General features: G+C 71.4%; 22 protein-coding genes. 10 read left to right on the top strand and 12 right to left on the bottom strand.

The genetic code is table 11. The features are described 5' to 3' along the window. Positions 1–174: 174 nt before the first annotated feature. Positions 175–381 carry a hypothetical protein gene (locus V2S66_RS03425; RefSeq protein ID WP_330792914.1) on the bottom strand — a complete coding sequence of 69 codons (207 nt, stop codon included), beginning with the start codon at positions 379–381 and terminating at the stop codon, positions 175–177. Between the two features lie 123 nt (positions 382–504). Here V2S66_RS03425 and V2S66_RS03420 point away from each other — a divergent pair, with 123 nt between their 5' ends. Continuing rightward, on the top strand, positions 505–891 hold the full coding sequence (locus V2S66_RS03420; protein ID WP_330792913.1) for a WYL domain-containing protein: 387 nt from the start codon (positions 505–507) through the stop codon (positions 889–891). A gap of 64 nt (positions 892–955) precedes the next feature. Beyond that, positions 956–1,195 carry a hypothetical protein gene (locus V2S66_RS03415; protein WP_330792912.1) on the top strand — a complete coding sequence of 80 codons (240 nt, stop codon included), beginning with the start codon at positions 956–958 and terminating at the stop codon, positions 1,193–1,195. 51 nt (positions 1,196–1,246) lie between these two features. Here V2S66_RS03415 and V2S66_RS03410 read toward each other — a convergent pair whose 3' ends face one another. Both V2S66_RS03410 and V2S66_RS03405 read right to left on the bottom strand, forming a co-directional pair. Continuing rightward, on the bottom strand, positions 1,247–1,498 hold the full coding sequence (locus V2S66_RS03410) for a hypothetical protein (protein WP_330792911.1): 252 nt from the start codon (positions 1,496–1,498) through the stop codon (positions 1,247–1,249). A 108-nt stretch (positions 1,499–1,606) separates the two neighbouring features. Continuing rightward, complete coding sequence (locus tag V2S66_RS03405; RefSeq protein ID WP_330792910.1) at positions 1,607–1,882, bottom strand: hypothetical protein; 276 nt, start codon at positions 1,880–1,882, stop codon at positions 1,607–1,609. Positions 1,883–2,071: 189 nt separating this feature from the next. On the opposite strand from V2S66_RS03405, the gene V2S66_RS03400 reads away from it, so the two are divergent. The 8 genes from V2S66_RS03400 (at position 2,072) to V2S66_RS03365 (ending at position 5,840) form a co-directional block, all read left to right on the top strand. Continuing rightward, positions 2,072–2,230, top strand: coding sequence for a hypothetical protein (locus V2S66_RS03400; RefSeq protein WP_330792909.1), 159 nt, complete (start codon positions 2,072–2,074; stop codon positions 2,228–2,230). Continuing rightward, a complete protein-coding gene (locus V2S66_RS03395) occupies positions 2,230–2,403 on the top strand; it encodes a hypothetical protein (protein ID WP_330792908.1) in 174 nt (57 codons plus the stop codon). Before V2S66_RS03400 ends, V2S66_RS03395 begins: the two co-directional genes overlap by 1 nt. Positions 2,404–2,453: 50 nt before the next feature. Beyond that, positions 2,454–2,612, top strand: a complete 159-nt coding sequence (locus V2S66_RS03390) for a hypothetical protein (RefSeq protein ID WP_330792907.1) — start codon at positions 2,454–2,456, stop codon at positions 2,610–2,612. A gap of 68 nt (positions 2,613–2,680) precedes the next feature. Further along, positions 2,681–3,460 carry a DUF2637 domain-containing protein gene (locus V2S66_RS03385; protein WP_330792906.1) on the top strand — a complete coding sequence of 260 codons (780 nt, stop codon included), beginning with the start codon at positions 2,681–2,683 and terminating at the stop codon, positions 3,458–3,460. Further along, a complete protein-coding gene (locus V2S66_RS03380; protein ID WP_330792905.1) occupies positions 3,457–4,155 on the top strand; it encodes a hypothetical protein in 699 nt (232 codons plus the stop codon). Before V2S66_RS03385 ends, V2S66_RS03380 begins: the two co-directional genes overlap by 4 nt. After that, positions 4,152–4,622 (top strand): hypothetical protein, encoded by a 471-nt coding sequence (locus tag V2S66_RS03375; RefSeq protein ID WP_330792904.1) that lies wholly within the window; start codon positions 4,152–4,154, stop codon positions 4,620–4,622. The genes V2S66_RS03380 and V2S66_RS03375 overlap by 4 nt, the downstream gene beginning before the upstream one ends. Positions 4,623–4,630: 8 nt before the next feature. Next, positions 4,631–5,509 carry a hypothetical protein gene (locus tag V2S66_RS03370; RefSeq protein WP_330792903.1) on the top strand — a complete coding sequence of 293 codons (879 nt, stop codon included), beginning with the start codon at positions 4,631–4,633 and terminating at the stop codon, positions 5,507–5,509. 94 nt (positions 5,510–5,603) lie between these two features. Next, positions 5,604–5,840 (top strand): hypothetical protein, encoded by a 237-nt coding sequence (locus V2S66_RS03365; protein ID WP_330792902.1) that lies wholly within the window; start codon positions 5,604–5,606, stop codon positions 5,838–5,840. Positions 5,841–6,364: 524 nt separating this feature from the next. Here the strand turns inward: V2S66_RS03365 and V2S66_RS03360 are convergent. The 9 genes from V2S66_RS03360 to V2S66_RS03320 form a co-directional block, all read right to left on the bottom strand. Then, on the bottom strand, positions 6,365–7,423 hold the full coding sequence (locus V2S66_RS03360) for a collagen-like triple helix repeat-containing protein (protein WP_330792901.1): 1,059 nt from the start codon (positions 7,421–7,423) through the stop codon (positions 6,365–6,367). Positions 7,424–7,434: 11 nt separating this feature from the next. Then, positions 7,435–7,761 carry a hypothetical protein gene (locus V2S66_RS03355; protein WP_330792900.1) on the bottom strand — a complete coding sequence of 109 codons (327 nt, stop codon included), beginning with the start codon at positions 7,759–7,761 and terminating at the stop codon, positions 7,435–7,437. Next, positions 7,754–8,191 carry a hypothetical protein gene (locus V2S66_RS03350; protein ID WP_330792899.1) on the bottom strand — a complete coding sequence of 146 codons (438 nt, stop codon included), beginning with the start codon at positions 8,189–8,191 and terminating at the stop codon, positions 7,754–7,756. The genes V2S66_RS03355 and V2S66_RS03350 overlap by 8 nt, the downstream gene beginning before the upstream one ends. Position 8,192: 1 nt before the next feature. Further along, positions 8,193–8,552 (bottom strand): hypothetical protein, encoded by a 360-nt coding sequence (locus tag V2S66_RS03345; protein ID WP_330792898.1) that lies wholly within the window; start codon positions 8,550–8,552, stop codon positions 8,193–8,195. Between the two features lie 35 nt (positions 8,553–8,587). Next, complete coding sequence (locus tag V2S66_RS03340) at positions 8,588–9,403, bottom strand: GH25 family lysozyme (protein ID WP_330792897.1); 816 nt, start codon at positions 9,401–9,403, stop codon at positions 8,588–8,590. After that, a complete protein-coding gene (locus tag V2S66_RS03335) occupies positions 9,400–10,098 on the bottom strand; it encodes a C1 family peptidase (protein ID WP_330792895.1) in 699 nt (232 codons plus the stop codon). The genes V2S66_RS03340 and V2S66_RS03335 overlap by 4 nt, the downstream gene beginning before the upstream one ends. Before the next feature lie 63 nt (positions 10,099–10,161). Continuing rightward, on the bottom strand, positions 10,162–10,365 hold the full coding sequence (locus V2S66_RS03330; protein WP_330792894.1) for a hypothetical protein: 204 nt from the start codon (positions 10,363–10,365) through the stop codon (positions 10,162–10,164). A 53-nt stretch (positions 10,366–10,418) separates the two neighbouring features. Further along, positions 10,419–12,485 (bottom strand): glycosyl hydrolase family 28-related protein, encoded by a 2,067-nt coding sequence (locus tag V2S66_RS03325; protein ID WP_330792893.1) that lies wholly within the window; start codon positions 12,483–12,485, stop codon positions 10,419–10,421. 70 nt (positions 12,486–12,555) lie between these two features. After that, positions 12,556–13,491 carry a hypothetical protein gene (locus V2S66_RS03320; RefSeq protein WP_330792892.1) on the bottom strand — a complete coding sequence of 312 codons (936 nt, stop codon included), beginning with the start codon at positions 13,489–13,491 and terminating at the stop codon, positions 12,556–12,558.

Here is a 13,491-nt window from a genome sequence, read left to right as displayed (position 1 = left end):
CGCGGGGGACGACAGGGACACCGGGAGGGGGGTAGGGGCAAGCATGCGCCCGGACGAGGCGGGTGGCCATACGCCAATCAGCGCAGACAGCAGAACGCCCCGCCGGGTGGGGCGGGGCGTCTGCGGGAGGCCGCTCACAGCCAGCATGCCGCTGGGGTGGCTGCGCGTCCAGGGCTACGCGCCAGCTTCCGACTGGGGCGGGGTGGGCTTCGCTGCGGTGCGCTCGCGCCGCTTCTTCTTCACCCAGTAGTGCAGGGCTTCGATCACGGCGTCGGAGTTCTTGCGGCCCTCGGCTGTGGCGATGTCGGTGACCTCTTTCCAGAGGGGTTCGGGCGGCCGGAACGTCTTGACCGGGGTCTGGCCGGTGGCGGGTCGGGCCATGGCTCTCTCCTCCTCTATCTGTATTACGAGAACAGCGTCCCATCTGCCCATTGCAGTTGACAAGGCGCATGTACAGGGCGCATTCTTGTAATACATAAACGGCGTGCAACGAGGGAGACCACCGTGAAGCTCACCAAGAACCAGACCACCGAGCAGACCCTCGCCGCCATGTACCGCGCCACCGCCCGCCGCCACCCCGTCACCATCACCTACATCAAGGCCGACGGGACCGAGACGCTTCGGACGATTGAGCTCGCCGACATCCGCACGACGAAGGCCGGCGACATCATCCTCCGCGCCGCCGACCGCCAGACCGGCGAGCTGCGGACCTTCCGCCTCGACCGCATCCAGGCGTACACGATCCACCGCACCGCCTACACCGTCGCCCTCCCCGAGACCGGCGCCCCGGCCCGCGCGCTGCCCGCGACGAGCAGCCCGGCCGCCGTCGTCGCCTACGAGCTCGGCCGCGACGACCGCCCTGCCCGCCGCCAGCTCACCCCAGCTGCCTGACCCGTTTCCGCCCGCGCTGTCCGACCCATGCGCTACACCAGAACCCCGACCAGAGGAGCCCCGCATGCCCGAGACCACACCCGCCCAGGACGAAGCCCTCCGCGCGGCCGCCGAGTTCCTCCTCAAGAACGCCGGCGACATCTACGTCAACGCCCAAGACTGCCTCGACAACCTGCCGAACAAGTTCCCCGACGCGAAGGCCGAGGTCTTCATCCAGGAGCGCAAGGACTTCCACGTCTTCTCGAAGGAGCTGGACGCCGTCGTGAAGGGCCTGACGGACGCCGGCTTCACGCCGCCTGCCTGACTACCGCGCCGCGCCGTGGGCCGTGCTGCCGAACACCCCGGCCGCGCGGCCCTACCCGTCGTACTGGTCGGTATACACGGGCCCGCCCGGCTCCGACTCGCAGCCCTCGCCCTGCCCCGGCGTCCCGAAGTGCGAGACCACCAGACCGTAGCCCTGCATCGTGCCGCACCCCCGATCGGACCAGTCCTGTGCGGCAAGCGTCCACGCGATGAACGCGAGCAGGATGAACCCGGCGATCGTCATCTTGCGGCGAATCCACGGTGTTTCGGCCGGCGCGGCGGCGGGGGTGTCGGTGTCCGTCATGCGCGCGAGTATCCGCGCGTGCCGTACGAGCGCGCGGCGTTGTGATCGAGCCGTGACGCAACATCGCCCAGTCATCGGCGTGGTGACGGGGCGGCCTTACGTCGGGAGTCAGCCCCGGCTGCCCTCCTCCTCGACCCTCGGCCGGGTGCCCCACGGGCCTGAGTGCCCCCGCAGGACGTCCTGCACCGTGCCGAGCGAGACGCCCGTCCGAGCCGCGATCTTCCGGAAGCTCACGCCGTCCGTGCGCAGATCCACGATGAGCTGATCCCGCTCCGCCTTCCACCGTGCCGCTCGCTCTGCCTGCTCGGCCAGCGCCTGGCTCTGTGCAAGCACGCGGGCCTCGCGGTCGGTGATCGCCTCCACCGCATCGAGCGCGTCAGCCACTCGCTGTACCTCCTCGGACACGCCCAGCACCTCTCTTCGGGCGGGCCGCTTGCCCCTGAGTGTATGGCTGCCATACGCTCGCAGGGAAGCAGCGAACGCTGCCTCAACTAGTACGGCCCCGGCCGGAGTTCGCACCTCCACATGGCCGGGGCCGGACCTCCGCACACCGTGAAGCGACCGGAGATCACCATGCAGGCTACCGACCCCGCACCCACCCAGCCCAGCCCCGCGCCCACCATCGGCACCCCCGCCGAACAGAGCACCCACCGCGAGCCGGCCCCCACCCCCGCCGAGCACGTCGCGGCGTTCCGGCAGCAGCGGCCCGGCGACTGCGTCACTGACCACTGATGGGCTGGTTCACCTCCGACAAGGAGCTGGCCGCCACCAAGTACGCCGGCCGCGAGTCCGCCACCGACCGCGCCGCCCGCCTCCAGCACGAGCGCGGCTCCATGGGCAGCCCCCACCGAACCGCCCGCGACGCCGACCGCGCCGGCTGGTCCTGGTGGGACCGCCGCCGCTGAACCGTCCACCCCACCACACATCTGGTCAACCACTCCCGAGGAGCGACCACATGAGCGACCCCTTCTACAACCAGCGCGCCACCGAAGTGCAGGACGCGGTGGCCCGCGGAGACATCGAATCCGCAGCCGACCTCGTCGCCCACCTGATCGTCGAGGAGGGGCCGAAGGGCCTCGCCGAGGTCACCGACGCCATCAACCGCAGCAAGTAGCCCCGACCGCCGGGCCCGCCGCGACCCCTCGCCGCGACGGGCCCGGCCCCACCCCCACGGAGAACCCGATGCCGAACCGCCGCGCCACCGCCGCCCTCGCCGCCGGCGCCGCGCTCGTCACCATCGCCCTCACCGCCGCCGCGTTCTGGCTCTCCTACGAGCACCTCCACGACATCGCCGGCGGCAACGGCCTCTCCGGCTCCCGCGCCTGGGCGTGGCCCGCGACCGTCGACCTGTTCATCGTCACCGGCGAACTCCTCGTCCTGCGCGCCTCACTGCGCCAGACCACGGACTGGTGGGCTATCGCACTCGCCGCACTCGGCTCCGTCGGGTCCGTCGCACTCAACATCTCCGGCGTCGGCGCAGGCGCATCCGTGCTCGCCTACGTCGTCGCCGCGGTCCCGCCGACAGCTGCGCTCGTCGCATTCGGTGCACTCATGCGGCAGGTGCACGAGGTACTGGACCGCATCTCGGATGCACCCGCCCCCAAGGTGCAGCCGCACCCGGACGAGCAGCCCGAGCAGGCCGCACCCGGTCCGGCTGCACCCGCCGCACCCGTGGGCCCGCACAGTGCACTCGAACTGCACCTCGCGCCGATGCTCTCCGCATCCCCCGAGGTCACCGCAGATGCGCACCTGAGTGCACCCGCTCCAGCCGCCCCGCCCACGCCCGCAGCCGACCGCACCGACGACGAGCTGATCGAGGCCGCCCGCGCACTCGCCACCACCGGCCCGCTGTCGCTCCGCCGGATGCAGCGCGAACTCGGCATCGGGCAGGCCCGGGCGCAGCGCATCCGTGACGCAGTCGACAACACGCCCGCACCCGCATCCGAGGAAGCCGCATCGTGACCGACGCACCCCGCGCACCCGGCGCCGACGAAGTGCGCGCCCGGCACAATCTCCGCCTCGCCGTCCGTGGCTTCGACAGCCCTGCTGAGCCGGTGATGTCGAGCTGGTGGGACGAGTTGTACGACAGCGCCCACGACGACCACCACCGTCCGGACGCGCTTCCGGCCCCCGCCCCGCGGCTCGGCGACTGGCGGAAGGGCGAGTCGACTGACCTGCGCGGAGACCGTCCGGACGAGGTCCCGGAGCCGCCGGAGACCAAGCCGGAGCCGGTCGTCGAGCAGCTGCTCGACGAGGAGGACGAGGGGGAGTGGGAGGACGTCGACGAGCCCGAGCCGCAGCCCGTCGGCCGCACTGCCCCAGCGCGCGCCCGACGCCAGACTGCGGGCGCGCGAGCCCAGCACGAGTACGCCCAGCTGCCCGGCCGCATCCGCTGGCTGCTCTACACCGGCACCGCGGCCGCCGCCGGCTACTGGGTCCAGCTCGCCCCCCTGATGGAGGGCTGGATCACCGACTGCGGCCGCGACACCGGCACCAGCGGCGCCCTCGCCCTCGGTATCGGTCTCGTCCTGGCCTGCGGCGTCCTCATCGACCGCCGGACGCGCGGCTGGTGGGGCCCGCTGCCCTGGCTGTGCCGCATCCCCCTCGCGTCCGCCGTGCTCGCCCTGCTCCTCTTCGCCCCCGGAGGCACCACATGATCCGCCTCGCCACCGCTCCGGCCACCGCGCCCACCGTCGACGGACACCTCGCCGGATCCATCACCTTGTCCGGCGTGGCCCTGGGGTGCGCGCTGGTCCTGTTCTTCGCCGTCCGCAAGGCCGACCGACTCAAGCACCTCCACAACCGCGACGGGATCGGCGTCTTCGGGATCGTCACCGGCACGACGTGGATGGCTGCCGGCAGTTCCTGGGCCGCGGCGGCCACAGGGATCGCCGCCGTCCCCACCTCGGTGCTCGGCGCGGGGAGCGGCCTGGGCAACCCGGGCGTCGGCGGCACCGCTGTCGCGCTCACCGCGCTGACCTTCCTGCCCGGGTGGAAGCGGACCCTGTGGCCTGCCCTCCTCGGGATCTCCGCTGCGGTCGTGTACGCGTCGGCGGGCGGGGTGTGGGGGATGCTGGTGAACACCGTCCGGATGCTGGTCGGCAACATCACCGGCGCTCTGTGATGCGGTTCGTGGATCACCTCATCGCGGCGGGGGAGGACCACCAGAAGTCCTCCCGGCGGGCGTTCGGCGTCCCGTCGCTGCGCCCGTACCTGCCCCGCCGGCGGCATCTGCGGCGCGTCCTCGGTGGCCTGGTCGTCCTCGCTGGGATGGCGTGGAAGGGCGGCCGCGCGGGGCTCCGTAAGGCGATCGCGCCGCCGGAGCCGAAGACGAAGCAGGCGAAGGCACCCGAGAAGCCGAAGAGCACCAAGGCCGGCGAGAAGAAGGAGGACGAGCTGCCTGGGCTCGTCGACGCGTTGGAGCGCGCGGCCGCGGCCGCTCTCATCGTCGTCATGGCGGTCGCAGCGGCAGCTGGCGTGGTGAGCGCGCTGTGGTCGCAGATCGCGCCGTACGCGCGGACCGCGTGCGGCGTGGCCACGGTCACGCTGCTCACCGCGGCGTGGATCGTCGGACCGAAACCCGAGACGGCGGGGGAGCCCGAGCTGCCGGCCGACGGGGGAGAGGCACTCCCCGACCCGGCTCCGCTCCCCCAGGACGTCGCGCCGCTCCGCGTCGACCCCGTCGCTGCCGCCGTCCGCCAGCTCGCGACCCCGCGCGGCTGGAAGGGCGCGCACCTCGACGACGTCCTCGCGCTCCTCCCCGGCCACTCGCGCACCGAGCTGCTGGAGGTCCTCGCCGAGGCCGGAATCCCCGTCGAGAACCAGCTCAAGCTCACCCTCCCCGGCGGCCGCCAGCGCAACCGGCAGGGCATCCGCCTGAGCACCCTCCCGCCGGCCCCCGATCAGCCGGCCGCCGAGACCCCGCCCGCGCCGCCGTCTCCAGCCGCTGTCGAGGTGGCGGCCGAGCCCGCTCCCCTGGGCGCCCACGTGACGGTCTACGGCATCAAGTAGGACGGTAGGAACCGCAGGTCAGCCGGCGTCCTACCGTCCTCCTACCGGTCGCCTACCTACCCGACGAGCCGTCACCGCCCCTACACTGCCCGGCATGTACCGCTACCGCTGCGGCCAGTGCGCGACCACCAGTCCGATCGTCCGGACCCGGGTGGAGATGCGGCACGAGCGCGACGTGCACCGGCGGCGGGTGCACGGCGGGCACATCCCCGACGGAGAGCGTCTCCAACGCACCGTCCGGCATCCGGCGGCCGATCGGACTGCGGTGGTCGCGCTCGTAGCGCTGGTTGCGGTGCTGTTCCTGTCCGTACTAGCTGGGCGCATCGCGTAAATCCGACGCTTTCGGACGTGGTGTGACTGAGATCACTCGGTTGCATAGTGGAGCGCCATACCGCCACGTCCTGGCTACGTCCGCAGGACTCTGGGACGCCTTTTCTGGAACCTGCCGGAACCTGAGTGTCTCTTTTCCGCGATTCGCGCGAACAAGCAGCGCGGTGTCCGTCGGCACAGCGCCCTAGAATCCTGAGCAAGCACAAGGAGCCCCTGTGGTCCGCCTGTTAGAGCAGGCGGAGGGGCTCCTCGTGTGGACCTAGCCGACGTCGAAATCAGGAGGTCACTTTGCCATTTCACCATGGCAGACCAGCAAAGTTCAACGCACGAATGCCGCGCGTGAAATCGCATTTCGTCGGCCGCGCGGCGAAATACGTCGCCCGCGGATTCGCCTACGGCGCCTCATACCAGGCTGGCACGGTGGTCGTGGCAGTCGCCGCAGCCTGGTTGCGCCGGTAGCCGGACCAGAACGACAGCAGCGCCCCCGCCTGGCCTGTGGGCCAGGCGGGGGCGCACTGCTGTAGGTCAGGAGCCGAACGGCCAGTGCCACACGTCGAAGTAGCCCTGGTAGCCGTTGCCGAAGTAGATGTGCTGCGACGTGTCCGTGATCCCCGAGCCCTGGTACACCATCTCGATCGTCACCGAGCCGTCCGCCGCGATGTCCTCCTCCTTCACCACCAGCGTCCGCGATCCCGTGGCCTCCTTGAAGGACAGCTGGTTGTACCAGGGCGCATACCCCTCCGGGCCGGGGAGGTTGAGGCCGTCGTCGATCGAGGACAGGTACCGGCCGGCGGCGCCGTCGACGTTGAACCGTGCGTCGAGGAAGAACACGGTGCCGATCCGCAGGAACGCCGACCGCAGATCGAGTACGTCGCCCACCCCAACGTTCTCGATGACGCGCCGCACCGGCACGGTGCCGATCACCGGCGTCCAGTCGGCGGCCGCGGTGAGCACGATGATCCCCGCGTTGAGGTCGTCGGCGTAGATGATCGGCCGGACGCCTCCTCCGCCGCCTGCACCGGGATCGCCCTTCGGGCCCTTCAGCGACGCGATGAAGTCGGCTTGCGTGCCGCTGTGTCCGAGCCCCAGCCAGATGTCGTACGCGCTCGCGCCGGCCGCGCCCGCGCTGCCCGGCTGACCATCCTCCCCCGCCGCACCCCGCGGTCCCGGCTGCCCATCCTGGCCGGCCGCGCCGGGCGGCCCCGGGTCCCCCTTGACCGGCACATAGTTCGGCGTCGACGGATCCGGCGTCAGCACCTCGGACAGCTGCAACGCCCCCGTGCCCGAGGTCACCTGGACATACCGCGTCCAGCCCGGTGTGCCGTCCGCGAAGATCGCGTCGACCTGGTACGGCCAGCCCGACGGGCTCATGCCCTCGACGTCGCTCGGCACGAGGTCGATCGTGCCGATCCCCTCGGTCAGGTACATCGGCTCACCGCCGCCGAGCAGCAGGTCCAGGCCCCCGACCGTCACCAGGTCCGGCCCGCTGAATACCAGCCGGCCTCTTGCCGGGCTGCCGCCCGGGCTGATGTACGGCAGCCCCGTCGTCACCGTCCGCCGCGGCACGCCCTCGGGAATCGCCATCGCTCCGCCTCTCAGCCCCGCAGCAGGGGCGCGTCCTCAGGGTCCGGGTCCGGCACCGGCAGGCCCTCTTCCCGCAGCGCCGCCGCCAAGCGCCGCCGGTACCGCGCCTCGGCCGCCGCCCGCCGCTCCAGCGCGGAAATCTTCATCGACTGCCGGGACACCACCTGGGCGATCCCGGCCAGCGTGCTGAGGTCCGCGTCGACCAGCTCCGGCGCCGGGTCCGGGACCGCCATGGGAACCTCCTGCTGCCGCCCCCTGGCCAGCCACGCGGTCGCCACACCGCCGCCGGTGGCGATCGCCGCGGCCACCACGCCGAGCCACGTGGTCGGGCTATCCACCGGTCACCGCCACGGGCACCAAGACCGCGCGCGGCCGGGTCACCACCGCGGTGATCAGGACGAGCGCGGCGTGGCTGGCCCACGGGGCGACCGCACCCCACGCGGTAGGACTGGCCCCCGTGGCACCGCCCATCGCGTACGCGGTCGCCCACAGAAGCGGCGGCACCATCGACGTGGCGATGCCCGGCAGGTCCCGGCCCGCGGGCATCGCCGCGAAGAGCAGGCAGACCAGGCCGCAGCCGATCCAGCCGACGCCCCACGCGGTCATCGGCATCATCTGCAGAAGGACGGAGATACCGCGGGTGACGCCGTACGACGGCTGTACGGCGATGTACGCGCCGTAGCTGATCCAGGAGACGCCGGAGACCAGGAGCACCAGGCCGCGCCAGCCGACGCGGGAGCACAGCCGCCTGGCCGGCGCGGCCTGCACCTCACACGCCCCGGGGCGCGGAGCTGGTGAGCGGCGGCTGCTTCGCGATGACCTGGGTTCGGGTCCACATCGCGACGAGCGCGGCCGCGAAGCTCATCACGGTCGACTGCTGGTCCGGGGACCAGTGCAGGCCGAACCCGATCGCGAGCGCGATGCCGGCCTGGAGGAGGCCGAGCACGCCGGCGCCGATGCCGTCGTGGACGGAGATCGCGACGAGCAGGCCGACCAGGGCGGCGGCCGCGGCGTTGATGACGGCCTGCTGCTTGTCGGTCAGGTCCAGGCCGAAGGCGGTCGAGAGCTTGACGGCCACGGCGATCAGGGCGAGCCACATGGCGGGCTCGCGGCCGAAGAACTTGGGCATGGTGAATCCGTTCTGCTGGTGGGGAAAGGAAGGCGTCAGACGTTCGGGACGTGGAGCTTGTCCCAGGACGCCTTGCCGGGCGGCCACTGGGCGGCCGCCCCCGTGAAGCCGCAGCGGCGCTGCCACGCCTCGTACGAGGCGACGTCGCCGGACCCGATCACGTCCTTGTTCGCCGAGCTTGCGTAGTGGTTGCAGCCGACGGCGACCAGCCGGGCGTGCATCGCGGCGACGACGGGCGAGCGGCGGCCGAGGGTGAACCAGGCGACCCCGGGGAACGGCTCGTGGGCGGGGGCGGGCGTGCCCTTGGCCGCCCACGCCCGCAGGGCGGCCGTGTTCGCGAAGTTCGCCACGTCGCGGTCGAGGCCGCCGGTCTCGCTGTACTGGTGGATCGTCCAGTGGAAATCGACCCGCGGCCGGCCGGCCGGGGCGCCGGGGTCGGCGATCCACAGGCCGTCGCCGGCGAAGGACGTCGGGCCGCGGTGCAACCAGAAGTCGCGGTTGCAGTAGAGCAGGACGCGGTTGCGCGGGGCGGCGGCCTGGACGTGCTCGATCCAGGCGTCCTTCTGCGCTCCGGTGACGCCGGTGTCCTCCCAGTCCAGCGCGAGCACGTCGCCGGCCCGTGCCGCGGCGTGCTGCAGGAAGTACGTGGCCTGGGCGGTCATCGAACCGGGCCGCACGAAGTGGTAGTGGCCGACGACCAGGGAGTGCCGTCGGCCGGTGGCGATCTGGGCTGCGTGCCGGGGGTTGACGTACCCGGTGCCCTCGGTGGCCTTCACCACCACGAACCCCAGGCCGGTCGTGCTGTACGAGGTGCCCTGGTAGGAGGCGATGTCTATGCCGGAGACGGTCATGCCATCACCGGCTGGACCACGTCGCCGCCCTGCTTCAGCAGCTTGTCGAGGTCGTCCCAGGAGATCCACGCGTGTCCGCGGTCGCCCCAGGACAGGCCCCAGCTGTTGCGGATCTTCACGCGGCGCCGCTTGGTGTCGTTGGCGACGACGCAGACCTGGTGGCCGCCGGACGGGTCGACGGAGTCATCGACGTGGATCACGTGGTCGGCGTCCGGGGTGAACATGCTCGGGTACCACGGGATACCCACTGAGATGGGGCCCTTGTTGAGCAGGCGGAGCGCGGCGTGCAGGCTCCGGCAGTGGTGCCAGGTCTTGATCAGGCCGAGCTTCTCCAGGACGCGCATCGACCAGGCGCCGGTGGAACCGGTGTCGTCCGGTTCGTAGTGCCCGGGGATCTGGGAGTCGTCGAGTCGGGTCTCTCGCCGGTATCCGTCGAGGATCGTGGCCTGGGTGTACGAGATGCCAGCCTTCCCGAACGGGTCGCAGACCAGGGTGCCGTAGGCGGCGTTCATGGTGCAGTCGCCGACCTGGCGCTGGTCGAAGGAGTCCTGAAACTCGTAGTGCTCGACGTCCCTGATGGGCTCCAGCAGGTCGACGACCGCCTCGAGTTCCGGGACGAGCGCGTCGTGGACCTGGTGGCGGCCCATCCGGTAGGGGGCGGCCGGGTCCTCGGGGAGTAGGCGGAATGCGGGCATGGTGCCTCCGGGCATGACGAAGCCCCCGGGCCGGCGGCGCGGGGGCGGGCGAGGGGTGGGGATCTACGGTGCGGTGATGGTCACCGCGCTGTGGGTGCCGGTGGCGGCGCGGTACTGGTCCGGGGTCCACGTGCGGCCGCCGGCGATCCACACCGGGTCGACGCGGACGCCGCCGGGCGACTGGGGGTCGGCGATCTGCGCCCAGGCGACGATGGGACCCGACGCGGGGCCGGCCGTCACCATGCAGCCGGGCGCGGCGGCTACCACCGCCGTGACCGGACAGACCGGCGGAGCAGGCGTCTCGGCGCCGAGGAGCGGCATCAGGCGGCCTCGACCAGCTGGTACGACACGACAGAGGTGTCCGTGCTGGACGTCGACTTGATCTGGAAGCTGGTGCCGATCGTGACGGCCTGGACGAAGAGGGCGCCGGGTGTGCCGCCGGGGGTGACGCCGCCGAGCTGGATCCTGGTGTTCGCCGTGATCGAGCTGTTCGAGACGGTCACCGTGCCGGCGACCAGGGTCGCCGTGCCCAGGCGGGCGTTGGTGCCGCCCTCCTTGATCCGCAGGCCCTTGCCGGCCAAGCCGATGACGATGTCTGCGTCCGGGGTGCCGATCTGGGCGGCGCCCTGTCGGCCCCACGTGGTGTCCCGGGCCCCGGTGCCGGGGCCGATCTGGATGTTCCCGTTGCCGAGGATGCGGAGCCGATCGAAGGCGTCCGAGCCGTTGACGTTGACGGACAGCGCGGAGTTGCCGGAGGCGGTGGGCTGTAGCGCCACGTTGCTCTGAGCTGTAAGTCCGGTGAGGAAGTTCAGCTTGCCGTTGCTGGCCTCCATGACGCCGGCGGGCAGGTTCGTGAACCAGTTGGTGGCGGAGGCGCCGGTGCCGAGGAACGCGGCGCTGAGGACGCGCACGGACTGGCCGGCCGCGGCGACGTTGATGGACTGCTGCACACCGGCGTTGCCGGTGGCGACGATCGCGCTGGCGAGTCGGCAGTTGGTGATGAACCCCGTGGCCGTCCCGGCCCAGTTCACGTCGTAGTTGCTGCCCGTGGCCGCCGCGCCGTTGAGGCTGAAGAACAGCTCGGACAGGAAGATCGTCGTGGCGGTGCCGGTGACCGAGACGCCGTGGCCCTGGTTGTTGATGATCCGCGACGTGTTGAGGTGGACCTGCTTGGCCGCGCCGCTGATCAGGACCCCGACCGAGCCCTGCTGGATGACGCCGCCGCTGATCTGGACGTTCTGCGGGGACCCGTTGGTGCCGTCCTCGATCTTCACGCAGGGGCCGCCGTTGGGCCCGAGGGCATCCAGGTTCGCCATGAAGGTCGCGGCGCAGTTGCCGACGATGTGCAGGCTGGAGCCGGTGCCAACGGATGTCCAGGCCAGCACGTTCGTCACCAGGACGTCCCAAGTGTCCTCGATCCGCAGCCCGTCCAAGTTGGCGGACGGGCCGGTGGTGACACCCCCGGACTGGAAGTGGCAGTCCGACACGAAGGAGTTCACGGCGTAGCCCTGGGCGCTGTTGCCCAGGAAGCGGATGCCACCGGCACACGACGACCCGTACAACCCGGTGAGCTGGGTGCCCAGGGGGTTGCTGGTGCTGGAGGCGGAGGTGGCGAGCGCGGCGACGCACCAGCCGTTGATGTTGAAAAAATGGCAGCGGCTGACCTTCGCGCGGCGCACCCCGCTGATCCGGATGGCATCAGCTGCCGGGTTGCTGGTCGTCGTCGTGCTCACGCCGACGATCGACAGGTCGCTGACCTGGCAGTTGTAGGCGCTGATCGCCACCGCTGCGGTCCCGCTGAACCCGGCACCGATCACGATCTTGGTGGCCTCGGCGCCCGCGCCGCGCAGGATCGTCCCAGCGGTCGCCAGGCTGAGGGCTGCAGCACCGTTGAGCAGGTAGGTGCCCGCGGACAGATACACCACGCCGCCGGACGCCGGCACTGCGGCCAAGGCGGCCTGGATCGCCGCGGTGTCGTCCGCGACGCCATCGCCCACGGCGCCGCCGGCGTAGGCCGGGGACGCCGCGTTGACCCAGTCGGTGATGCCGTCGGTGGTCGGCACGTCCGCCAGGCTCAACTTGCCGGTGCGGAGCACGTCGATGTCCGCGCCCAGGTCTGTGGCCATCATCAGAAACCGCACGTCGAACCCGAAATCCAGGTACACGGCGGTGACGGTGTCGGGCCCGTAGAAACCCACCTGGGCGTTGCTGTCCGCTGTCACCACGCTGACGGGTGAGGAGTCCAAGTCAGTGAGGTCGGTGAGCTGAGTGCCGCCGCTCACCGCGTCCCACACGGTGCCCGTAGCGCCGGGCACGAGTTGCAGCGCCACTCCGACCTTCTGCATCGCGAAGTCGGCCGGGCTGAGTCCGAAGAGGTGACGGGCCACGCAGGTGCCTCCGGTTCTGCGGCAGTGCCGCACGTGGCGAGCCCCCCGTCGTCGGGGGTTCGCCTGTGGGTCAAAGGGAGTAGACGAAGGAGTCGAGGCCGCACCAGGCCGGCGCGACTGGCCTGGGGATGAGGAACCACAGCGTGCCGTCCGGGTGGATCTCCACCCGGGCGGCCAGGAAGCCAACCTCTGTGCCGCCGACCGACACCGAGTTCCACTCCATGGGCACCACGCCGAAGCGGCTCAACGCCGGCCGGGCCTCGATCGGGAGCGTCGCGATTTTGGTGACGACGTCGATGGGCAGGTTGCCCGAGGTCTTCCGGAAGTTCCCGCGCAGCGTGACCAGGCCGTCCTTGACCCGGTACCCGCAGGCCGCGGACTGGGTGGCGTAGCCGGACGCCAGGGTGATCGACTTCCAGCCGGTGTCCTGGCCTGCGACGGCCAGCGTGTCGTAGCCGGTGCCGTTCCCCAGCAGCACGGTCTTGCCCTCGACGATGAGCTGCCCCTTGACCGGGGGGCGTCGCCCGTTCGGATTGCTGATGGCCGGCGGTCGGCCGGCGAACCATCGCTGGTCCACGACCCCGGCCGGGGGTACGACGGACGCTCCAGCCGCCACGGTGATCTGCGCCAGGGGGATCTCCCAGGTGCCGTTGAGGGTCTGCGTCAGCGTCGGGAAGGACGTGCTGCCGGTCTTGTACTTCACCGAGACGACGTCGCCGGCGGGGTCGCGCCGCAGCACGAGGAGGTCCTTGCGGGCCGCGCCGCCGCCGGAGTTCGTCGGCACGGGCACGTTCAGGCTGGCCGAGTTGGCGTAGTACGTGCCCTGGATCCACGCCTCCCCTGCGGCCACGGCCACGGTGGAGGCGTTGGACCCGGTGGCGAGCAGGTTCGTCGCGGTCGGATCGGTGGCGAAGACACCGTCGACCTGCGCCATGCGGAACATGCTGGCCCACTGGTCCTCGGTGGCGATCGAGGAGGAGGCGAAGGGGAAGCTCGTCTCGGTCAT

It is taken from the genome of Actinacidiphila polyblastidii (assembly GCF_036353415.1).
Classification (GTDB): domain Bacteria; phylum Actinomycetota; class Actinomycetes; order Streptomycetales; family Streptomycetaceae; genus Actinacidiphila; species Actinacidiphila polyblastidii.
Note: the sequence above shows the minus strand (reverse complement) of the source record. Positions and strands in the feature narration are given on the sequence as shown.